We start from the raw sequence: 21,573 nt of genomic DNA, 5'->3' as shown, positions 1-21,573 counted from the left end.
ACGTGCACGAAGTGAGAACGACCCGTTCTCGGCGGTGTCTCTCGGTTCTCTCCGAAATCGTGCGGTGTAGCCACACGCTGACGAGGGTCTGTCGCACCGACTGCGTCTCCGTTCACTCGGACGGGAGCGATTCGGGTCGTGAGTCCCGCGAGTCGGAGTCGTCCGGGTCGGAGTCGCGCGGGCCGGACGCCCGACGGCCGACTCGGTCGGAGACGGCCGCCAGTACGTCCGACGGCGAGACGGCGACGCCGCGTTCGCGGAGTCGTTCGTACAGTCGTTCGCCCGCCGCACCGGCGTAGTTGCGCGCCGCGAACGGACGTTCTTCGACGAGGACGACGTGGTCGGCGTTCGCCGCCGCCCGGAGGTTCGCGAGGTTGCCCGCGCCCACCTCCACGTCGGCGACGACGACGCAGTCCGCGTCGGCGACGCGCGACTCGACGGCCGCCTCCGCCTCGTCGTCGACGGCGGAGAACGGGTCCACCGTCACCGCGTCGAGACCCAGACTCCGCGCCGTCTCGGTGTCGGTGTCGCCCTCGTTCAACGCGCCGACGGACACCTCGTACCCCGCCGCCGAGAGGAGGTAGAGGTGTCGCGCGGCCGTTCCCCCGCCGCCGACGACGTGGACTCGTCCCTGCGAATCGCCGTCGGCCGTCGAACGCTCCGGAAGCGCGGTGACGTACACGGACCCGGTGACGGGGTGTCGGGCGACGACGGCGTTCGCGCCGAAGGCGCCTTCGAGCGTCTCTTCGGTGAGGACGGCTTCCGGCGGCCCCGTGGCGACGACGGTTCCCGCCGAGAGTAACACGAGTTCGTCGCAGTAGTGCGCGGCGAGGTTCAGGTCGTGGATAGCGGCGACGGCCGTCTTCCCGGACGACACGAGTTCGCGGACCAGTTCGAGCGTCCGGACCTGATGGTTGATGTCGAGACTCGCCGTCGGTTCGTCGAGGAGGAGTACCGGCGTCTCCTGTGCGAGTGCGCGCGCGATGAGGACGCGTTGGCGTTCGCCCCCGGAGAGGTCGCCCACCGACCGGTCCGCGAACCCGGCCGTCTGCGTCCGGTCGAGGGCGCGTTCGACCGCGCGTTCGTCCTCCTCGCGCCACCCGCCGAACCGAGAGCGGTGCGGCGTCCGCCCCATCCGAACCGCCTGCCGCACGTCGAAGTCGAACGTCAGCGTCGTGTCCTGCGGAACGGTCGCGACGAGGCGACTCGCCGCCTTCGACGACAGCGCGTGAATCCGCTCGCCGGCGACGTCGACGGTGCCACGGGACGGCGAGAGCGCGCCGTTCAACGCCCGAAGCAGCGTCGTCTTCCCCGCCCCGTTGGGGCCGATGAGGCCGACGAACGACCCGCGGTCGACGGAGAGGTTCACGTCGTCCAGGATGGTCGCTCCGCCGAGTTCGACGCCGAGTCCGGAGACGCGGACGATGGGGTGTGCGTCGTCGCCGGTGTGGTTCGCGTCGGTCACAGACCGTGCACCTCGCGCGTGCGGAGGAGGTAGAGGAAGAAGGGGGCACCGATGGCGGCGGTGACGATGCCGACGGGAATCTCCGTCGCGCCCGAGCGTGCGAGCGTGTCGGTGGCGACGAGGAACGACGCGCCCGCGAGCGCACTCGTCGGGAGGAGGACGCGGTGGTCCGGGCCGACGACGAGGCGCATGGCGTGCGGGACGACGAGTCCGACGAACCCGATGACGCCGGAGACGGCGACGGCCGCCGCGGTGACGACGCTCGACACGGCGAGGAGGATTCGCTTCGTGCGCTCGACTTCGATACCGAGGCTGTGCGCGTCCGACTCGCCGAGGAGGAGGACGTTCATGTCGTCGGTGTAGACGAGGAGGACGACGAAAAGCGGCGGGAGGAGCGAAGCGGCGACGGCGACTTCGTGCCACGTCGCGCCGCTCAGATGCCCCATCAACCAGTAGACGACGCGGCGGAGGCTCTGACCGCTGTGCAACAGCATGAACGAGATGACGGCGCCGAGAAACGTCTGCACCGCGACGCCCGCGAGCAGGAGCGTCGCCGTCGGCGTCTGCCCGTCGCGCGTCGCGAGGAGGTAGACGGCGAACGCCGTCACGAGCGCGGAGGCGAACGCCGCCCCCTGCAGTTCGAGACCGAACGGGAGCGCGAACGGGAGGACGATGGTGGCGACGGCGCCGACGGCCGCCCCGGAGGAGACGCCGATGATGGAGGGGTCGGCCATCGGGTTGCGGAAGAACCCCTGCATCACGACGCCCGCGGTGGCGAGGGCGAACCCGACGAGGGCCGCGAGGAGGATGCGCGGGAGGCGGACGGAGACGACGATGACGCGGTGCGTCTTCGGAACCGCAAAGCCCGTGGAGGGGAGGAGGTCGCCGAGCACCGCCTTCGTCACCGTCACCGGCGGGATGGCCACCGGGCCGACGCCGGCGCTGGCGAGAACGACGGCGACGAGGAGGACACTCAAGCCCCCCGACCACGCGAGCGCCCGCGTTCGAACGGTCATCTGTCGTTATACAATCCCAATTGGATTAGGTAAATACTTGTTGCATTAACGCACACGCCAGAGCACATGCGACTCAGGACACTCTCGCTCGTATCGCTTCTTCTCGTCGTCGCTCTCGCGCCCGCGACGGGCGCGGCGGCGACCGGACTGACGGACGCGTCACCAGCGCACCCCGCCGCGTCGGCCGCGCAGGCCGACTCGTGTTCGTTCCCCTACTCGGCGACGGACGCCACGGGGACCGAAGTGACGCTCGACTCCGACCCCAAGCGAGTCGTCACGCTGAACCCGAGCGCCGCACAGACGATGTGGGAACTCGGCGCGTCCGACGACGTCGTCGGCGTCTCGCAGTACGCGACGTACCTCGACGGGGCCGACGAGAAACAGAACGTCTCGGGCGCGGGCGGCCCGAGCGTCGAGAAGGTGCTCGCGGCGAACCCGGACCTCGTCCTCGTCCCGAACACGACGTACGGGTTCGCGAAGGACCGGGTCGACCAGATTCGCGCGCAGGGCGTCCCCGTCTTCGTCTTCGGCACGGGCACGTCGCTCTCGTTCGTCGCGGACAAGACCGAACAGACCGGTCGACTTACGGGCAACTGCGAGGCCGGCAGGCGCGTCGCGGACGACGTCCGTACCTCGGCAGAACTGATGCGCGAAGCGCTCGCCGACGAGGAGAAGCCCGTCGGTCTCAACTACTTCTACGGCTACACCTCCGGGGCGAACACGTTCATCGGCGACGTGATGACGACTGCCGGTCTCAGAAACGGCGCGGCCGAGGCGAACGTCACCGGGTTCGGACAGGTCAACGACGAGTTGGTCGTCGAGATGAACCCCGAGTACGTCGTCGTCCCGTCGGGCGCGACGATTCCGACGAACGAGGCGTGGAACAGCACCACCGCCGTGCAGGAGGGCAACGTCGTCGAGGTGAACGAGAACTACCTCCAACAGCCCGCGCCCCGTTCGGTCGACGCCGCGGAGACCATCATGCAGGCGGTCCATCCCGAGGCGTACGAGGAGTACCAGTCGCTGCAGGCCGAGGCGAACGAGACGACGGGGACGGAGGCGCAGACGACGGGCGAGTCCTCCGAGACCGACGCGACGGCCGCGCAGACGACGGCGGCCGGTGACGCGACGGCGACCACGGAGACGGGGGCGAGTTCGCCCGGGTTCGGTGCCGTCGCCGCGGTCGTCTCGCTTCTCGGTGCCGCCCTGTTGGCGACCCGTCGCTGACGCGCGGTCACCGTCTCTCGCCGACACGTCGACTTTTCGACGGCTCGGTAGGGCCATGTTCCACCGCGTCGATACGTCTCTATGAAGGTCGGAATCGTCGGAACGGGGTCTGTCGGCGGGTCGCTCGCGTCGGGACTGGCGGCCGCCGGACACGACGTGGTCGTCGGGTCGCGCGACCCCGAGGCGGCCGAGGTGGCGGACGTCGACGTCGTCACGCAACGGGCGGCCGCCGAACGCGGCGACGTCGTGATACTCGCCCTCCCGGCGAGCGTCGTCGCCGGGGTGGCGGGTGACCTACGAGACGCACTCGACGGGAAGCCGGTTCTCGACGCGGCGAACGAGTACCCGACGCCGGGCGGAGACGCCTCCGTCGCCGCGCGCGTTGCCGACGCCGCGCCGACGGCGAACGTCGTGAAGGCGTTCAACACCATCGGCGCGAACCGGATGACCGACCCGGCGTTCGACGGCGAACGGGCGACGATGTTCCTCGCCGGCGACGACGAGGACGCCGTCTCCGTCGCCGCCGAACTCGCGGCGGACCTCGGCTTCGAACCGGTCGTCGCCGGTGACCTCGCGGCGGCGACGCACCTCGAACACCTCGCGCGGTTCTGGATTCACCTCAGCGGGACGTACGGGCGCGACATCGCGTTCCGCCTGCTCGGAGCGACGGCGGGTCGCTGACGCCGCCCGCGGACCACAACCGTATTACGGGCGCGTCGCGGTCTTCCGACTATGGCTGTGGAGAACGTCATCTGGCCTCGCTACCTCGACGCGACGCTCTCGCGGTCGGCGGGGCGACGCGTCCCACTCGAGGACGCCGTGGAAGAACCGACCATCGACGAGATAGCGAAGGCGGTCCAACAGATCGGATACGACGCCGTCATCGAACGCGACCTGAAACACCCGCGCGAGTGGGAGGCGCGCGGCCGCGTCGTCGTGAAAGGCGCGGAGGACTCGACGAAGAACGACCTCGTACAGGCCGTCGCCGCCTACGTCGGCATCCTCCGAGACTGATGGCGATGCAACGCGTCGGCACCGTCTCGCGAACCGCACAGAACCTCGCCATCGCGCGGTGCGAAGGCGCGGAACACCCGGACATCGGTCGGGAAGTCGTCGACGAGTCGCTCTCGTCGGTCGGTCGCGTCGTCGACGTGTTCGGCCCCGTCAGTCGTCCCTACGTCGCCATCTCGACGAGTGGCCGCGTCGCCCCGGCGACGCTCGTGGGGACGAAACTCTACGCGCGCTGAAACACAACCCCCATAGCCTTCCCTCCAGAACGGTCGTCTATGCGAACACGAGTCGCCTTCGGCGTCGGCTTCGCCGCCCTCATCTTCCTTCTCGTCCAGTTGGGCGCACTGGCTCTCGTCCCGACGTTCTACGACGCAGGCTATCAGACCGTCGAGGACCCGACGGACCCGACGAACAGCGTCGTCTACATCGGTGCCATCCTCCTCGCCACCGGCGTGATGCTCGCGGCGTTCAAGTACGACTTCGACTGGGCCGTCCGCGGCCTCGTCGTCGTCACCAGCGGGATGCTGTCGTGGTACGTCTTCTCCGCCGTCCTTCCCGGCGTCCTCGCTATCGTCGGCGCGGTGGCCGTCTCCGGCGCACTGCTGGCGTATCCCGAGTGGTACGTCATCGACACCGCGGGCGTCCTCATGGGCGCGGGCGCGGCCGGACTGTTCGGAATCAGCTTCGGTCTCCTCCCGGCCCTCGTCCTCCTGACTGCCCTCGCCATCTACGACGCCACCAGCGTCTACGGGACGAAACACATGCTCGACCTGGCGGAGGGCGTGATGGACCTGCGAATCCCCGTCGTCCTCGTCGTGCCGACGACGCTGTCGTACTCGCTGTTGGACGACGACTTCTCGGGTGCGAACGACGTCCACGACGACGCGGACGAGGCGGAGAGCGAGCGGGGGACGACCGACGACGACGCAGACGACGAACCCGTCCGCGACGCGTTCTTCATCGGCCTCGGTGACGCCGTGATGCCGACGGTGATGGTCGCGAGCGCGGCGTTCTTCCTCCCGCGAGAACTCGCCCCCTCCCTCGGTGTCCCCGGCATCCCGGCGCTCACCCTCCCCGCGCTCACCGCGATGGTCGGCATGTTCGTCGGCCTGTTCGCGCTGCTCTGGTTGGTGTTGAAAGGACGCGCGCACGCCGGACTCCCCCTCCTCAACGGCGGTACCATCGGCGGCTACCTCGTCGGTGCCCTCGCGTCGGGCGTGCCGATTCTGACCGCACTCGGTCTGTAACGCAGGACGACGACTCTTACTCCTCACCGGCGCCGTGTCGGACGAACACGGCCATCCCCGTCTGGAAGTCCTCCATCGCTTCGGCGGAGAGTTCCGCGCGGCCGACGCCGATGACGGTGTCGTCGGGCGTCACGACGGCGACTTCGTCACCCGGTCGAACCGCGGGGTCCACGGACTGCACGAACTTCGCGAACGTGTTTTTCCCGTCGCGCACGAACGGTTCGCTCTCCGACCCGACGACGACGCGGTTGGCCGGGTCCGGGAGCGACTCGGTCAGACGGACGCCCCCTTCGACGCCGAGGGTGAATCGCCCGTCGGTGCCGTACGACACGACGCGGCCGTCCTCCGAGAGCACCTGTCGCGGGCGTCCGCTGGTCGAACGCCGGACGGTCAGGTCGTCGTGCGGAAACAGTGCGTCCCCGGCCCCCGCGCCGAACTGGTAGTCGGCGACGGTACGCAGGTCCGAGAGGGTCGCGTCGCCGCCGTCGCCACCGTCGTCGCCGGCACTCGACGCGTCCTCGTTCTCGTCGCTCATACCTCCGCTTGCCGTCGGTGCGTGAAGTCAGTCGCGGTCTCCCCCGCGGCCGTGTAAATTGCTATCACGGTCACCGTGAGAAGAAAGTGCTTAAGTGACAGAGGCTGCTCCGAGACGAGTATGTCGATGGACGTACGGCAAGTCGCGCTCGGAACGGCGCTCCTCCTCGCCAGTAGCGCGCTCTTTCTCGAATCCGGCATCGACGGCCGCCTGTCGCTCGTTCTCGCGGCGACTGCGCTCGCCGCCGTCGTCGTCGCCGTCGCGCACCGCCTCGGGACGGCCACTCACCGTACGGTCTGACGTCGGGCCGCCGGGCCCGGAATACGTGATTTTATCAGGCTGTTTTGACAATCGAAGGACATGGCAGCTCTCCAATCGCTCCGAACGGCGCTCGGGTCGCTCGGTCGAAACCCCGTCCTGTTCCTCGGTGGCCTCGCGTACGCGCTGGTGATACTCCCGCAGACGGCGACGCAGTTGGCCGGCATCCCCGTCGCGCCGACGTTGCTCCAGATACTGACGTTCTTCGTCACCCCGTTCTTCCTCGCGGGCGTCATCGGGATGGCCGGCGAAGCGCTGAACGGTGACACGTCGCTCCCGACGCTCAGACGCGTCGGGAAGAACCGATACGTCCCCCTGCTGGTGGCGAACTTCGTCGAGTTCGTCCTCGTGTTGGCCATCGCCATCGTGGGCCTCATCGTCGTCGCAATCTCGTTCGTGCTGGCGTCCACGAGCGGTGCCCCCGGTCCCGTCCTCGCCGCCGTCGTCGGACTGGTCGTCCTCGTCGCCCTCGCTATCAGCTTCTTCATCCAGTTCTTCCCCGTCGCCATCGCTCTCGGCGACGCCGACGCCATCGGCGGCTTCAAAGAGAGCGTCGGACTCGTCCGAAGGAACCTCCTGAGTACGCTCGGGTACTCCGTCATCAGCCTCGTCGTCACCGTCGTCACCATCGTTCCGACCGTCGGCGCGACGCTGTACCCCGTCCTCTCGAACGTCGACCAACTGCAGGAGATGCAACAGTCGGGAATGGACCAGGCCGCCGCCTCGCAGATGGCGGCGTTCCAACTCTCCACGACGGAAGTCGTTCTCGTCTCCGCCATCTCGCTGGCGACGACGATGCTTCTGTTCACGTTCCAACAGACGTACGCGACGGCGTTCTACCGCGCGCACAGGCCCCGCACCGACGACGGCGACAGCCCGGCCGAATCCGACGTTCGGACGAGCGATACGGGCGCGTCGGCGAACTCGTTCTGAGCGGGTTACAAGAGGAAGGTGTCCTGTCGCTCGGACATGTCGAGGAAGGCGTCGGTGGCCTCGACGAGTTCGTCGGCGGTGGACTCGTTGAACGCGATGACTTCGACGCGGACGCCCTCGTGACGGAGATGCGAGCAGAGACGCGAGAAGTCGCCGTCGCCCGTGCAGAGGACGACGGTGTCGACGTGGTTCGCGAGCGTCACGGCGTCCAGGCTCATCCCAACGTCCCAGTCGGCCTTCTTCGACCCGTCGCCGAACGTCTTGATGTCCTTTATCTTCGTCTCGAACCCGATGTCGACGAGTGCCTCGAAGAAGCTCTCCTCTTCGGGCGAGTCCGCGCGGACGACGTACGCGATGGCCCGCGTCAGTTCGCGGCCGGAGACGGCCTTCTCCAAGAGCGACGAGTAGTCGATGTTCCGCGAGTAGAGGCTCTGCGCGGAGTGATAGAGGTTCTGTGCGTCCGCCAGGATGGCAACCCGCTGGCTCGGGTGAATCTCGGTCATACCCAATCCCCGTGATGATACCTTATCAATTGACGTGACTGGCGCGCCTTCCCTCCGACGGCGGTTCTTGCGCACGACGTAAGCTATTTGACCTCGTGGTGCCGTCCGTCGAACGTGACATTCACCACGTCGTCCCCGTCCGGCACGGACCGGTCGACAGCGACGCGTGGCGCTTTTCTCCGCAAAAAACGCACACCGTGACGCTCTAGGCGGGAGTGGCGACCCGTCTTTGGCGACCCTCGAACCCGAACGCAGTGTGCAGACGACTGACCGACCACGCGACACACAAACACGATGACAGACTTCGACTTGCGAGGGGTGTACCCGGCGATGGTTACCCCGTTCGCCCCCGACGGCAGTATCGACCACCAGACACTCGCGGACGACGCCCGACGCCTCGAACGCGCCGGCGTCGACGGACTCGTTCCCGTCGGTTCGACCGGCGAGAGCGCCACCCTCACCCACGACGAACACGTCGAAGTGGTGGAGACGGTGGTGGACGCCGTCGACGTGCCGGTCATCGCCGGGTCCGGGTCGAACTCGACCCGCGAGGCCCTCGAACTCTCTCGACGCTCGGCCGAGGTGGGCGCGGACGCACTGCTCCTCATCTCCCCGTACTACAACAAGCCCGAACAGGCCGGGTTCGTCGAACACTACCGGACCATCGCCGACGCCGTGGACGTCCCCCAGATAGTCTACAACGTCCCCTCGCGGACGGGCCAGAACATGGAACCGGCGACGGTCGAGGCCCTCGCCGCCCACGAGAACATCGCGGGCTACAAGGCCGCGAGCGGCGACCTGAACCAGATTTCCGAGGTAATCGAACGGACTCGCGACGAGGAGTTCGCCGTCCTCTCGGGCGACGACGGACTGACGCTTCCCGTCCTCGCCGTCGGCGGCGTCGGCACCATCTCCGTCTGCGCGAACGTCGAACCCGAGCGAACCGTCGCGATGGTTCGCGCCGCGTTGGACGACGACGACTACGCCCGCGCCCGCGAACTCCACCACGAACTCGGACCCCTCTGCCGGCAGTTGTTCGTGGAGACCAACCCCATCCCCGTGACCGCGGCGATGGAGATTCGCGGCTACGGTCCGAACGCGCTTCGCCCGCCGCTGACCGAACTCTCCGAGGGACATTACGAGGCGCTGGAAGAACTCCTCTCGGACCTCGAAGCGACGCGCGAGTCGTCGCTCGAACTCGGCGTCGTGGAGGGCGAGTAGATGGCGGACCCCGTCCGAATCGCCGTCGTCGGTGCCGCCGGACGGATGGGCCGGGAACTCCTCGACGTGGCCGGCGGCCGCGACGACGTTCGGGTCGTCCTCGCCGCGAACCGGAGTCCGGTCGACGAGATTTCCGGGCACGCTGTCGAGGACGCCGACGACCTGCCCGAACTCCTCGCGGAGACGGACCCCGACGTGCTGGTCGACTTCACCGGCCCTGAGTCGAGCGTCGAGTACGTCGCCGCCTGCGCGGAGGCGGGCGTCGCCGCCGTCGTCGGGACGACGGGGTTCGACGACGAGCAAGCGAGTGCGCTCGACGACGCCGCCGAATCGATACCGCTCCTGCACGCGACGAACTTCTCGCGGGGCGTCGCCGCCCTCCGCCGCGCCGTCCGCGAAGCCGTCGCCGCCCTCCCCGACTACGACGTGGAGGTGACGGAGACGCACCACAACGGAAAGCGCGACGCCCCCTCGGGCACCGCGAACACTCTGCTCGACGAGATAGACGACGTCCGCGGCGACGCGGAGCGAGTGTACGGCCGCGAGGGCGACCAGCCCCGAACCGAGGGTGAGATTGGCGTCCACGCCCGACGGGCGGGCGGCGTCACCGGCGAACACGAAGTCCTCCTCGCCGACGACCACCAACTCCTCAGCCTGACGCACCGCGCGGGCTCTCGCGGCGTCTTCGCCGCCGGAGCCCTGGACGCCGCCGTCTGGCTCTCTTCTCGTGAGGCCGGACGCTACGACTTCGACGAGGTACTCGACGCATGAGCATGCAAACCGAGATAGACGACCTGTGGAACCGATACCAGAACGACGAACTCACGGCCGACGCCGCCGGCCCGGAGACGCTGGCGACGCTCGACGCCTTCCTCGAATCCCTCGAACAGGGCGACGTGCGGGCCGCCGAGCAGGTGGGCGACTCCGGCCCCGACGGCTGGGTCGTCAACGAGTGGGTCAAGCGCGGCATCCTCTTGAACTTCGGTCTGCGCGAGACCATCGCCCGCGAGTACGGCGACGTGACGTACTACGACGTGCTTCCGCTCCGACAGACCGCGGACCTCGGCCAACGAGGGACACGCAACACGCCCGACGGGACGGTTATCCGCCGGGGCGCACACCTCGGCTCGGACTGCATCATGATGTCGCCCTCGTTCGTCAACGTCGGCGCGTACGTCGACGACGGCACCCTCGTCGACTCCTGTGACACCGTTGGGTCGTGCGCGCAACTCGGCGAGAACGTCAAGCTGGGCGCGAACACGCTGATTGGCGGCGTCCTCGAACCCGTCGAGGACGCGCCCGTCATCGTCGAAGACGGCGTCTCCCTGGGTGCCGGCTGTCGCGTCACCTCGGGCTTCCACGTCGGCGAGAACACCGTCGTCGGCGAGAACACGCTGCTGTCGCCGCGCATCCCCGTCTACGACCTCGTCGAGGACGAAGTGCTGTACGGCCACCTCCCGTCGAACCGCCGGGCGTTCACCCGCTACGTCGAGTCTTCGCTGGGCGACCACGACCTGTTCGCGGGCGGGGCGTACAAACCCGCCGTCGTCGCTCTCGACATCGAGGAGGACACCCTCGACAAGACGCGACGCGAGGAGGCACTGCGCGAATGAGCTCCGTCGGTGACGGAGCGAACGAGGAAAATCCGCAGATTCGCCGCCTCTCCGAGTGGGACGAGAGCGAACTCGCCGCACTCGCCGAGGAGTACGGCACTCCGCTCTACGTCATCGACCGCGACCGCGTCCGGGAGAACTGCGCGCGCCTCCTCGACGCCTTCCCCGACGAGGAGGTTCGCTACGCGGTGAAAGCCCACACCGGCCGCGCCGTCCTCGAAACCGTCCGCGACGTCGGACTCGCCGCCGAATGCGCCTCGGCCGGAGAGGTCGAACGCGCACTCGCCGCCGGATACGAGGGCGCGGAGATACAGTACACCGCGGTCAACCCGCCGGCCCGCGACCTGGACCACGTCGTCGACCGGTGGCGCGAGAACCCCGAGATGACGATAACCGTCGGCGCGGCGGACACCGTCGAACGCCTGCGCGAACGCGGCTTCGACGGCCGACTCTGCATCCGCGCGAACCCCGGCGTCGGCGCGGGCCACCACGAGAAAGTCCGCACGGGCGGCAACGCGAAGTTCGGCGTCCCGTACGACGACGTGGTCGAACTCGCCGAGTCGGTGGCCGGGGAGTTCGACTTCGTCGGCCTGCACGCGCACGCCGGCAGCGGTATCTCCGGGGACGACCTCTCGAATCACCGGGAACTGGTTCGGCGGATGGGTGACCTCGCGCGCGAGGTGGCGTCCACCGTCGGGCCACTGGAGTTCGTGGACGTCGGCGGCGGGTTCGGCGTCCCGTACCGCGAGGACGAACCGCCACTCGACCTGCAAGCCGTCGCCGACGCGACGCGCGAGGCACTCGGCGAGGTGTCGGGGACGCTCGCCGTCGAACCCGGCCGCTACGTCGTCGCCGACGCGGGCGTCCTCCTCACGCGCGTCAACTCCGTGAAGGAAGCGCCCGACGCGACGGTGGTCGGCGTGGACGCGGGGATGACCACCCTCCTGCGCCCGGCGATGTACGACGCGTACCACGAGATTCGAAACCTGTCCACCTCGGAGAACGATGAGGCGATATCTGCCACCGTCGCGGGCCCTATCTGTGAGTCCGCCGATGTGCTGTGTGAGAACAGGTCTCTTGCGTCCCCGCGGCGAGGGCATCTCCTCGCTATCGGGAACGCGGGGGCCTACGGATACGAGATGGCGAGCACCTACAACTCGCGGCCGCGACCGGCCGAAGTCGCACTGGCGGACGGGACGGCCCGTCTCGTCCGGCGGCGCGAGACCCTGACTGACCTCACTACCTTAGAACAATGAGCGTACTCGAAGAGCGAATACCTGTAGCAAAGTACCACGGAACCGGAAACGACTTCATCGTCGTCGACGCGGCCGAGTCGGTCCCCGACCGGCCCGCGTTCGCGACGGCGCACTGCGACCGGGACTCCGGCATCGACGGCGGGTCGGACCGACGCGGCGCGGACGGCGTCCTCTTTCTCGCACTCGAAGGCCGATACTCCCCGCCGCGAGTCGTGATGACGCTCGTCCAACCGGACGGGTCCGTCGCGGCGATGTGCGGCAACGGCGCGCGCTGTGCGGCCGCGTGGGCGGCCGACCGAACCGGGTCGGACGAATTGATGATAGACACGCCCGCGGGGACGCGACACGCCCGCATCGACGGCGACCGGGTCACCATCGAGATGGGCGAACCCTCGTTCCACCCGCGCGACGTGCCCCTCTCCCGCGACGAGGAACTCGTCGAAGAGGACGTCGAGGGCCTCACCGTCACGGCCGTGAACACCGGCGTCCCGCACGCCGTCGCGTTCGTCGACGACGTGGACGCCGTGGACCTCGAAGCGGTCGCACCCGCCGTCCGCAACGCCGACGTGTTCGCCGACGGCGCGAACGTCGTCCTCGCCTCGCGGAACGACGACGGGTCCTTCAGCCAGCGGACCTTCGAACGCGGCGTCGAGGGTGAGACGCTCTCTTGCGGCACCGGTGCCGTCGCAGTCGTCGCCGCGGCCAAGCGCGTCGGACTCGTCTCGGGCGACGACCCCGTGACCGTCTCCCCGCCGGGCGGTGACCTCAAGATAACGGTTCCTGAGGGCGGTCCCGCCACGCTCGCCGGTCCGACCGAACACGAGTTCGAGACGGAACTCGACGTGACCGTTCGCTCCCGGTAGATGACGGCGTTCGACCCCGTTTCGTTTCTCGAACGAGCGGTGCCGCTGGCCTCGAACGACGACGTGACGGAGATGCGCGCGTTCCTCGTCGAGACGCTCTCGGAACACGGAATCGACGCGACGGTGGACGACGCGGGCAACACGCTCGCCGCGAAGGGCGCGGCGGACCCCGAGCGACATCTCGCGTTCAACACGCACATCGACACCGTCTCGCCGCACGTCCCCTTCGAACGCGGGACGGACGACGACGGGACCGACGTGATTCGCGGCCGCGGGTCCTGCGACGCGAAGGGACCGCTTTCGGCCATCCTCGCGGCGTTTCTCGCCGTCGAACCCGCGGCGGACGCCCGCGTCACGCTGGCGATAACCCCCGACGAGGAGGTGCTTTCGACGGGCGCGGCGGCACTCGACGTCGACGCGGACCTGTACGTCGTCGGCGAACCCACGGGACTCGACGTCTGCACCGCGGCGAAGGGGCGATTTCAGGGGACGCTCACCCTCTCGGGCGTCGCCTCGCACGCCGCCGAACCGCAGTCCGGCGTCAACAGCGTGTTCGCCCTCGAACAGGCGCTCGCGGCGATTCGCGCGTTCGACGAGGGGCGAGAGGAGCACCCGCAGTTGGGCGCGGCGACGCTCACGCCGACGATGGTCGACGGAGGCGCGTCGACTAATCAGGTCCCGGCGGAGTGTCGCCTCGTTCTCGACAGGCGGAGCGTCCCCCCGGAGACGGCCGCGGAGTTCCGGTCCTCTCTGGAGGACGCCATCCGCGACGCCGTTCCCGACGACGTTGGCGTCTCGTTCGCGCTGACGGACCGACCGACGCCGTTCCTCGAAGCGTTCGCGACCGAGGAGGACCACGAACTCGTCCGCGCCGTCGCCGCCGCCTCGAAGCGCGCGGGCGGGTCGGGTTCGATTCGTCCGTTCACCGCCGCGACGGAGGCGTCGTACTTCTCGCCGGAACCCGTCGTCGTCTTCGGACCGGGCGTTCTCGCGGACGACGAGGGTGCCGTCGCGCACGCCGAACGCGAGTACGTCCGCGTCGACGACGTTCGGCGCGCGGCGGACGCACTCACCGACGCGACGACCGAACTCGTCGGCGACTGCTGAGACGTGCATGGGCGTCTCACGCTCGGCCGTCTCCGGTGAACTCCGTCCCACTGCACGCAGTTCTGTTCACTGCCGGGCGATGTTGCCGTAATTTTTAGCTCGACAACTATTAACGCCGCCCCACCCGAGCGTCGTCTGCCGATTTCCATGACCGAACGCCCTCCGAAAGACGCCGATGCACAGTCCCCGCGCCGCTTCGTCGGTGCGACGCTCCTCCTCGCGACGTTCGTCGCACTCGGTGCCGTCGTGGCACCCGTCGCCGCCGCGGACGCGTTCACGCCGGCCGAATCCTCGACGACGTTCTACCCGGCCGAGAACCAGACCGTCGCCGGTGAGACGACGCTCGAACCCGGGACGGAACTGCTCGTCTACGTCCGCTCGAACGACGGCGAGTACCGGTTCTCGAAAGACGCCCGCGCGAACGTCACCGACGACGGCACGTACGCCGCGCAGGTCGACCTGAGCGACCTGTCGGAGAACGCCAGCACGTCGGTGAACGTGACGGTCCGGCACGCGACGGACGCGAGCGGTCCCGAGACCACCTACGAGGGCGACCTCCGGCCCGCCGCAGCACAACCCGAGACAGAGACCGAAGACAGCAGCACGTCGGTTCCCGGATTCGGCGCACTCGCCGGTCTGGTCGGTGCCGCCGTCGTCGCACTGTTCCTCGCGCGCCGCGCCTGAGCGGCGGAGTTCCCGCCCCTCGTTTTTTTGCCGACGGCAGACGCCCGAAGCGTAACTGCCATACAGGTCCGCGGAGTCGAATCGGGTATGTACGAGGCGGTCCACGCCCACCCCGACGGCGACAGCACGGTGGCCCGGTTCGCGACGACGGCCGACCGCTACGGGTACGACGGCGTGGTCGTCCGCGCCGACGACGCGCGTCCCGACTACGAGACGCTTCGCGCGGAACTCTCCTGCGACGTCGTCGACGCCGCCGAGATAGTCGCCGACGGCCCGAATCAGGCCAGCGGTGCGGTCGGGAACTACCGGCCGGACCGAACGCTCCTCCTCGTCCGCGGCGGGACGAACGCGCTCAACCGCTTCGCCGTCGAACAGGCCCGCGTGGACGTGCTCACCCGGCCGTTCGCGGGCGAGGGGGACTTCAACCACGTGCTCGCGAAGGCCGCGACGCGCAACGGCGTCCGCGTCGAGTTCGACTTCGGACCCGTCCTCCGCGCCACCGGCGGGCACCGCGTCCGCCACGTCGACGACCTTCGAAAGCTCAAACGCATCCTCGACCACTACGACACGCCGTACGTCGTCAGCGCCAACGCGCGGTCGCATCTCGAACTCCGCGCGCCGAGAGAACTCGTCGCCGTCGGCGAGGAACTCGGCCTCGGCGGAGAGTGGGTCCGCGACGGACTCGACGAGTGGGGCCGACTCGCCGACGAGAATCGGCGGCGACGCTCCGAGTCGTTCATAGCCCCGGGCGTCGAACGTGGCACGTATGAAGAAGACGATTGAGGAACACGCCGACCGGTTCTCCGCTATCGCCACCGACTACGACGAGACGCAGGACTCCGAGGCGTACCGCGCCTGCGCGAACCTCGTCGTCGAACACGCCGCGCCCACCGAGGAAGACGTGGTGTTGGACATCGGGACCGGGACGGGAGCCATCGCACTCGCCCTCGCGCCGAACGCGAAGCGCGTCGTCGGACGCGACATCAGCGAGGGGATGCTCGAACGCGCACGAGAGAAGGCCGCCGAGGCGGGCATCGAGAACGTGGAGTTCGGCGAGGGCCGATTCCGCGACCCGAACTACGACGGCGAGGTGGACATCGTCACGACGAACTTCGCGATGCACCACCTCTCCGACGAGGAGAAACGCGAGGCCATCGCGGTCATCGCCGACCTGAACCCCCGTCGGTTCGTCCTCGGCGACGTGATGTTCTTCGGGACACCGGACCCCGAGGAACCGTTCTACAGCCCCGAGGTGGACGACCCGGCGACGGTCGGGACGCTCGCGGACGCCCTCACCGACGAGGGGTTCGTCCTGACCGCCGTCGAACGAGTCCACGACCAGGTGGGCGTCCTCGTGGCCGAACGGTTCGGCGAGGCGGGCGACCGAGTGCCGGTCGAGGAGTAGTCCGAGGAGTCGATGAAGCACCTCCCGAAACACCTCCAACCGCGGTGGCGCTACCTCGCCGTGAAACTGGAGGCGTGGCCCGACGCGCGGTTCGACCGCGGCGACTTCCAGCGCGAACTCTGGTACGCCGCGCAGAACCTCTACGGAGACGCCGGAAGCGCCGCCGCCGACCTGACGGTGCTGTCCTTCTCCTTCGCCGACGGCGAAGGAGAGACCGTCGTGCGGGCGTACCGCGGCGAAGAGGGACGGGCGCGGGCGGCCCTCGCCTGCGTCACGGAAGTGAACGGCGACCCGGTCGGCGTCCGCGTCGCCGGTATCTCGGGCACGGTGCGTGCCTGTGAAGAAAGGTATTTAGGACGCGGGGCCGGAACTCTTGAAGAGAGAGACGTCGTGTTCGAGGACGAGTCACGGCCCGCCGTCGTCCGCCGTTTAGGGACCGACGTTCGCGGGTCGGGCGGATTCGTCGGCGCGACGCAACTCGATTTCGAGTGATAACTTATGCAGGGACAAGCCCAACAACAGGCATACGACCGCGGGATTACCATCTTCTCGCCCGACGGCCGTCTCTACCAGGTAGAGTACGCGCGGGAAGCAGTGAAACGAGGGACGGCGAGCATCGGCGTCCGAACGCCGGAGGGCGTCGTCCTCGCGGCCGACAAGCGCTCTCGGTCTCCGCTCATGGAACCGACGAGCGTCGAGAAGATTCACAAATCCGACGACCACATCGGCATCGCCTCGGCGGGACACGTCGCCGACGCGCGCCAACTCATCGACTTCGCGCGCCGCCAGTCGCAGGTCAACCGCCTGCGCTACGGCGAGCCGATCGGCATCGAGACGCTGACGAAGGAAGTCACCGACCACATCCAGCAGTACACGCAGGTCGGCGGCGCGCGCCCGTTCGGCGTCGCCCTCCTCATCGGCGGCGTCGAGAACGGCACGCCGCGCCTCTACGAGACGGACCCCTCGGGGACGCCGTACGAGTGGAAGGCCGTCTCCATCGGTGCGGACCGCGGTGACTTGCAGGACTACCTCGAAGAGAACTTCCGCGACGACCTGACGCTCGACGAGGGTATCGGCCTCGCACTCCGCGCCATCGCCTCCACGAACGACGACCAACTCGAAGACGGCGGCGTCGACGTCGCCACCATCTCCACCGAGACGGAGGCGTTCGTCGAACTGGAGAACGACGAAATCTCGGAGTACATCGCCGAGAACGACCTCGAACCGTCGGACGAAGACGAGACCGACGAGTCGGCCGAGTAACGACCCGCATCCCGCGGACTCTCCCGTTCTTCTTCGACCGACTGCGCGTCCTCGGAGCGTCGGCGTCGGCCGCCGAGCGAACGCCGCGCGGGCGGCGGACACCGAATCGCACACGCCGCGGAGCGATGACTCTCGCGCGTCGACGCGGAAACCCGAAACGGACCAGAAAGAGAGTCGCGTTCAGTACTCTTCGTACGCGAGGTTCATCAGCCACTGCGAGAACGCGTTGCTGTTGGCGTTGACCTCTTCCTCGCCGATGAACGGCGACAGCATGTCGCCGGCCATGAGCTTCGAGAAGTCGAGGTCACGCGCGGTGGGTTCGAGGTAGTAGGTGTTGTGCCCGTTGTACACCGTCTCCTCGCGTTCGATGAGGTCGAGCGAGAACAGACGCTCGGCGATACGACTCCCCTTCCGGGAGGTGATGTCCAGTTCCTTCCAGAAGTCGCTCTGATGGATGCCGCCCGACTCTCGGACGAGTTCGAGTCCTGCGAGTTCGTCCTCCGAGAGTTGGGCTTCGGCCTCGCCTACGCTCATATTCTGTGAGTCGCCCGCGACCCGTTTAAAGCTGACTTTCGACGGGTTCGTACGCCGTCTCGCAGGGCGGGCCGGGAGCGAACGCGTACTCGGCGTCGTCGTCGGCCCACAGCGTGACGAGCGACGACGAACGCGTCCCGTACCGCCCCTCGTCGTCGTGGACGCAGACGCCGTAGTCGTGGTCGCGGAGGACCGACGCCGCGCGTTCGCGCCACGCCTCCGGCGACGCGGACGCGTCGGCGGGCGTCAACGCCTCGCGGACGCGACGGGCGTTGTTCGCCTGTTCGGCACCCACCTCGGGACGCCGTTCGGGTTCGAAGTAGTCGCCGTCTGTGCCCACGTTGACGACGACGTGGACGCCGGGGTCCAGTCGCGTCGTCGTCAGCGTTCCGTCCCACTCGAACAGGAAGGCGTCCGTCGCGTCGGCGACGACGAGGTTGAACCCGTCGTAGGTGTCGGTGGCGACGGCCGCTTCGACCGTCTCACGCGCTTTCGCGGCGCTTTCGCTCCGGAGGGCGTCGCGGACGAGTTGCCCGCGCGAGCGTTCGCCGCCGCCCTCGACGTCGACCCAGCGGTTGGTGACGCCGACGAAGACGCCGCGTTCGTTGTAGCCGACCCACGTTCCGCCCGCCTGCACGTCGAGGGGGGCGACGAACGCCGGGTCGCCGTCGACGACAGCGGGTGGTTTCGAGGCTCTGTCGAGGGCTTCGTCGCGGTTCGCGGCGACGACGACGGGCGCGGCGTCGAACGCCTGCCACGCGATGGTCAGGGTACACACGGACGACGGTACGGGGACGGAGGAGAAAACGGTTCGGCGGTTCGGTCCGGCGGCGACTACTCGGGTCCGTCCGCGAACCGCCCCGGATTCCGCGTCGCCAACGCCACGTTCACGGCGGTGACGTTCTCTTCGACGTCGTGGACGCGGACGATGTCGGCCCCGCGTTCGGCGGCGAGTGCCGTCGCCGCGACGGTGGCCGGGAGGTTGTCGCCCGCCTCGCTTCCCACCAACTCGAACATCGACTTGTGCGAGTGCCCGAACAGCAGGGGACAGCCGAGAGCGTCGAACTCGCCGAGTCTGTCGAGCAGTTCGAAGTTCTCGGCTCTCGACTTCCCGAAGCCGATTCCGGGGTCGACGACGACGTTCTCGCGGGGGACGCCCGCCTTCTCCGCGAGGAGGAGTCGCTCGTCGAGTTCCGCTATCACGTCCGACACCACGTCGTCGTAGTCGACGTCCTTTCCGGGGACCACGGGCGCGTCGATGCTGTGCATCACGATGACGGGGACGTCTCTCTCGGCCGCGAGAAACCGCATCGCCGGGTCTTCGAGGCCGGTCACGTCGTTGAGGATGTCCGCGCCGGCGTCGAGTGCCGCCTCCGCCACGGCGGCCTTCCGCGTGTCCACGGAGAGGAGTGCGTCCACGTCCGCGAGGGCTTCGAGTACCGGGACGATGCGGCGAATCTCCTCGTCGACGGGCACCTCGTCCGCGCCGGGTCGGGTGGACTCCCCGCCCACGTCGATGATGTCCGCGCCGGCGTCTATCATCGACTCCGCCCGTTCGAGGGCGTCGGCGGCGTCGTAGAACTCCCCGCTGTCGTGGAAACTGTCGGGCGTGACGTTCAGGATGCCCATCACGGCCGTTCGGTCGTCCCACGGGTAGTCGCGCGACTCGCCCGCACCGGCGTCTGTCTCGTCCGCGTCGGCGTCGCCCACTTCGCCGAGTCCGACGCGTTCCCGCACATCGGCGGCCACGGCCGGCAGTCCGTACGGGCCGTCGGCGAGGCGTTCTGTCAATCGGTCGTACTCGGAGCGCGTACCCATGAGAACCACGTCGGTGAGTTCGCCGCTGGTGTCGTCCCGCGAGGTGGCGCAGTCGCCGCCGACGGCCAGCATCGTCTCCTTCAGCCGAGTCGCCTCCCGCGATTGGAGAGCGAGGTGGACCACTCGGTGGACGCCGTCCTCGGCGGCGGCGAGTGCGTCGTCGGCGGGGACGTGCGCCCGTTCGAGGAGGGCGGCCGCGTCGTCGGCGTCGCGAACCGTCGCGGGCGTAACTGTGCGCGTCCACGTCGCCCGCGCCTCCGCGACGAGAAAGAGCGACCCGACGGCCAGGACGCAGTCGTCCTCGTCGACGCGTTCGCGTGCCGTCTCGACGGCGGCGGCCACGTCGTCGCCGACGGTCACGTCCTCGACGCCGCCGTCTTCGAACACCCGCGCGAGCGTCTCGGGGTCCTCCGCGCGCGGGTTGTTCGGTCGGCAGGTGACGACGCTGTCGGCGTCGGGGAGGGCGCGAACCATCGCCCGGTGGTCTTTGTCGTGCATCGCGCCGAAGACGAGGTGGAGTTCGTCGACGGCGAAGTCGTCGAACACCGTCGCCAGCGACTCGCAGGCGCCGGGGTTGTGCGCGCCGTCGAGGACGACGTACGGGTCCGTCTGCATCACCTCGAACCGACCGGGCCAGTCGGCCCGGCGGAGGCCGCGTTCGAGCGTCGTCTCCGCGAGTTCCGCGCCCGAGGCGTCGGCCACCTGCCGGGCGAGGACGCACGCGATACCGGCGTTCTCGGCCTGATACGGGCCGAGGAGGGGAACCGCGCCGTCGACGCGCCAGCCGTCGCCGTCGACGACGACGGCGGACTCCTGATGGTTCACTCGCCCCGTCGACCGGACGGTCACGTCGGGGGCGTCCGCGTCACCGTCATCGTCACCGTCTCCGTCGGCCCCGCTGTCGCCGACGGTGACGACGCTCCCGACTCGGTCGCGGATAGTCGCCAACGCCGCACCCGTCGCGCCCGTCACGAGGGGGTTGGACTCGGGGGCGACGGCCGCTTTCGTCTCGGCTATCTCTTCTATCGTATCGCCGAGGACGCTCGTGTGTTCGAGCGAGACGTTCGTCACCGCGGCGGCGACGGGCGAGACGACGCTGGTCGCGTCGAGTTCGCCGCCCATCCCGACTTCGAGGACGGCCGCGTCGACGTTCGCCTCCGCGAAGTACCAGAGAGAGAGCGCCGTCACCACCTCGAAGAACGTCAGCGGTTCGCCGTCGGCGGCGCGTTCGACTAACCACGGTTTCGCTCGTTCGACGAACTCGCAGACGGCCGCCTCGGGTATCTTCCGCCCGTCGACGCGGGCGCGTTCGCGGACCGTCTGGAAGTGCGGCGACGTGTAGAGACCGACCGTCAGACCGGCCTCTCGGAGGATGGATTCGGTCATGCGGGCCGTGCTTCCCTTCCCGTTCGACCCGGCTACCTGTACGAACGTCACGTCCTCGTGGGGGTCGTCGAACTCGGCGAGGAGCGCTCGAACCGACGCCGTCCCCGGTTTGACCTGGAACCGGCGGAGGTCGAAGAGGAACCGCACCGCTTCGTGATACTGCATACG

25 protein-coding genes are annotated in these 21,573 nt (G+C 68.7%); 18 read left to right on the top strand and 7 right to left on the bottom strand.

The window, feature by feature from the left end; genetic code table 11:
- Positions 1–112: 112 nt before the first annotated feature.
- Positions 113–1,465 (bottom strand): heme ABC transporter ATP-binding protein, encoded by a 1,353-nt coding sequence (locus BM282_RS08080; protein WP_089879045.1) that lies wholly within the window; start codon positions 1,463–1,465, stop codon positions 113–115.
- Positions 1,462–2,481 carry a vitamin B12 ABC transporter permease BtuC gene (gene btuC, locus BM282_RS08075; RefSeq protein ID WP_089879043.1) on the bottom strand — a complete coding sequence of 340 codons (1,020 nt, stop codon included), beginning with the start codon at positions 2,479–2,481 and terminating at the stop codon, positions 1,462–1,464. Before btuC ends, BM282_RS08080 begins: the two co-directional genes overlap by 4 nt.
- A gap of 66 nt (positions 2,482–2,547) precedes the next feature.
- Here btuC and BM282_RS08070 point away from each other — a divergent pair, with 66 nt between their 5' ends.
- The 5 genes from BM282_RS08070 (at position 2,548) to BM282_RS08050 (ending at position 5,966) form a co-directional block, all read left to right on the top strand.
- Entirely contained in the window at positions 2,548–3,708 is a 1,161-nt protein-coding gene (locus BM282_RS08070; protein ID WP_089879040.1) for a PGF-CTERM-anchored ABC transporter substrate-binding protein, read from the top strand.
- Between the two features lie 81 nt (positions 3,709–3,789).
- On the top strand, positions 3,790–4,389 hold the full coding sequence (locus BM282_RS08065; protein ID WP_089879038.1) for an NADPH-dependent F420 reductase: 600 nt from the start codon (positions 3,790–3,792) through the stop codon (positions 4,387–4,389).
- A 51-nt stretch (positions 4,390–4,440) separates the two neighbouring features.
- Complete coding sequence (gene srp19 / locus BM282_RS08060; protein ID WP_089879035.1) at positions 4,441–4,722, top strand: signal recognition particle subunit SRP19; 282 nt, start codon at positions 4,441–4,443, stop codon at positions 4,720–4,722.
- Between the two features lie 5 nt (positions 4,723–4,727).
- On the top strand, positions 4,728–4,955 hold the full coding sequence (locus BM282_RS08055) for an H/ACA ribonucleoprotein complex subunit GAR1 (RefSeq protein ID WP_175501445.1): 228 nt from the start codon (positions 4,728–4,730) through the stop codon (positions 4,953–4,955).
- 39 nt (positions 4,956–4,994) lie between these two features.
- Positions 4,995–5,966, top strand: coding sequence for a presenilin family intramembrane aspartyl protease PSH (locus BM282_RS08050; protein WP_089879029.1), 972 nt, complete (start codon positions 4,995–4,997; stop codon positions 5,964–5,966).
- 16 nt (positions 5,967–5,982) lie between these two features.
- Here BM282_RS08050 and BM282_RS08045 read toward each other — a convergent pair whose 3' ends face one another.
- Complete coding sequence (locus BM282_RS08045) at positions 5,983–6,501, bottom strand: PUA domain-containing protein (protein WP_089879026.1); 519 nt, start codon at positions 6,499–6,501, stop codon at positions 5,983–5,985.
- A 120-nt stretch (positions 6,502–6,621) separates the two neighbouring features.
- Here BM282_RS08045 and BM282_RS08040 point away from each other — a divergent pair, with 120 nt between their 5' ends.
- Positions 6,622–6,801 carry a hypothetical protein gene (locus BM282_RS08040; RefSeq protein WP_089879022.1) on the top strand — a complete coding sequence of 60 codons (180 nt, stop codon included), beginning with the start codon at positions 6,622–6,624 and terminating at the stop codon, positions 6,799–6,801.
- A gap of 60 nt (positions 6,802–6,861) precedes the next feature.
- Complete coding sequence (locus BM282_RS08035) at positions 6,862–7,752, top strand: DUF7847 domain-containing protein (RefSeq protein ID WP_089879020.1); 891 nt, start codon at positions 6,862–6,864, stop codon at positions 7,750–7,752.
- A gap of 5 nt (positions 7,753–7,757) precedes the next feature.
- On the opposite strand, the gene BM282_RS08030 is transcribed toward BM282_RS08035, so the two are convergent.
- A complete protein-coding gene (locus BM282_RS08030; protein WP_089879017.1) occupies positions 7,758–8,255 on the bottom strand; it encodes a LabA-like NYN domain-containing protein in 498 nt (165 codons plus the stop codon).
- Between the two features lie 294 nt (positions 8,256–8,549).
- Between BM282_RS08030 and dapA the strand changes: the two genes are divergently transcribed.
- From dapA to psmA, 11 genes are all read left to right on the top strand, one after another.
- Positions 8,550–9,476, top strand: a complete 927-nt coding sequence (gene dapA, locus BM282_RS08025) for a 4-hydroxy-tetrahydrodipicolinate synthase (protein ID WP_089879014.1) — start codon at positions 8,550–8,552, stop codon at positions 9,474–9,476.
- Complete coding sequence (gene dapB / locus BM282_RS08020; RefSeq protein WP_089879012.1) at positions 9,477–10,247, top strand: 4-hydroxy-tetrahydrodipicolinate reductase; 771 nt, start codon at positions 9,477–9,479, stop codon at positions 10,245–10,247.
- Positions 10,244–11,089 (top strand): 2,3,4,5-tetrahydropyridine-2,6-dicarboxylate N-succinyltransferase, encoded by an 846-nt coding sequence (locus tag BM282_RS08015; protein ID WP_089879010.1) that lies wholly within the window; start codon positions 10,244–10,246, stop codon positions 11,087–11,089. The genes dapB and BM282_RS08015 overlap by 4 nt, the downstream gene beginning before the upstream one ends.
- Entirely contained in the window at positions 11,086–12,345 is a 1,260-nt protein-coding gene (lysA, locus tag BM282_RS08010) for a diaminopimelate decarboxylase (RefSeq protein WP_089879007.1), read from the top strand. Before BM282_RS08015 ends, lysA begins: the two co-directional genes overlap by 4 nt.
- Positions 12,342–13,208, top strand: a complete 867-nt coding sequence (gene dapF / locus BM282_RS08005) for a diaminopimelate epimerase (protein WP_089879003.1) — start codon at positions 12,342–12,344, stop codon at positions 13,206–13,208. Before lysA ends, dapF begins: the two co-directional genes overlap by 4 nt.
- Complete coding sequence (locus tag BM282_RS08000; protein ID WP_089879000.1) at positions 13,209–14,315, top strand: M20 family metallopeptidase; 1,107 nt, start codon at positions 13,209–13,211, stop codon at positions 14,313–14,315.
- A gap of 147 nt (positions 14,316–14,462) precedes the next feature.
- Entirely contained in the window at positions 14,463–14,999 is a 537-nt protein-coding gene (locus BM282_RS07995; protein ID WP_089878997.1) for a BGTF surface domain-containing protein, read from the top strand.
- 87 nt (positions 15,000–15,086) lie between these two features.
- Positions 15,087–15,782, top strand: a complete 696-nt coding sequence (locus BM282_RS07990) for an RNase P subunit p30 family protein (protein WP_089878994.1) — start codon at positions 15,087–15,089, stop codon at positions 15,780–15,782.
- On the top strand, positions 15,766–16,404 hold the full coding sequence (locus tag BM282_RS07985; RefSeq protein ID WP_089878991.1) for a class I SAM-dependent methyltransferase: 639 nt from the start codon (positions 15,766–15,768) through the stop codon (positions 16,402–16,404). Before BM282_RS07990 ends, BM282_RS07985 begins: the two co-directional genes overlap by 17 nt.
- A gap of 12 nt (positions 16,405–16,416) precedes the next feature.
- A complete protein-coding gene (locus BM282_RS07980) occupies positions 16,417–16,896 on the top strand; it encodes an Rpp14/Pop5 family protein (RefSeq protein ID WP_089878989.1) in 480 nt (159 codons plus the stop codon).
- Between the two features lie 6 nt (positions 16,897–16,902).
- A complete protein-coding gene (gene psmA, locus BM282_RS07975) occupies positions 16,903–17,667 on the top strand; it encodes an archaeal proteasome endopeptidase complex subunit alpha (RefSeq protein ID WP_089878986.1) in 765 nt (254 codons plus the stop codon).
- 180 nt (positions 17,668–17,847) lie between these two features.
- Here psmA and BM282_RS07970 read toward each other — a convergent pair whose 3' ends face one another.
- The 3 genes from BM282_RS07970 to folP are packed head-to-tail and all read right to left on the bottom strand — an operon-like array spanning position 17,848 to position 21,570.
- Positions 17,848–18,201: a helix-turn-helix transcriptional regulator gene (locus BM282_RS07970; protein WP_089878983.1), complete on the bottom strand. Its 354-nt coding sequence runs from the start codon at positions 18,199–18,201 to the stop codon at positions 17,848–17,850.
- A 25-nt stretch (positions 18,202–18,226) separates the two neighbouring features.
- Positions 18,227–18,979 (bottom strand): NRDE family protein, encoded by a 753-nt coding sequence (locus BM282_RS07965; RefSeq protein ID WP_089878981.1) that lies wholly within the window; start codon positions 18,977–18,979, stop codon positions 18,227–18,229.
- A 56-nt stretch (positions 18,980–19,035) separates the two neighbouring features.
- Complete coding sequence (folP, locus tag BM282_RS07960) at positions 19,036–21,570, bottom strand: dihydropteroate synthase (RefSeq protein ID WP_089878978.1); 2,535 nt, start codon at positions 21,568–21,570, stop codon at positions 19,036–19,038.
- Positions 21,571–21,573 lie beyond the last annotated feature (3 nt).

Source organism: Halogeometricum limi, assembly GCF_900115785.1.
Lineage (GTDB): Archaea > Halobacteriota > Halobacteria > Halobacteriales > Haloferacaceae > Halogeometricum > Halogeometricum limi.
The sequence above is the reverse complement of the archived record's forward strand: the minus strand, read 5'-3'. Positions and strand labels throughout refer to the sequence as shown.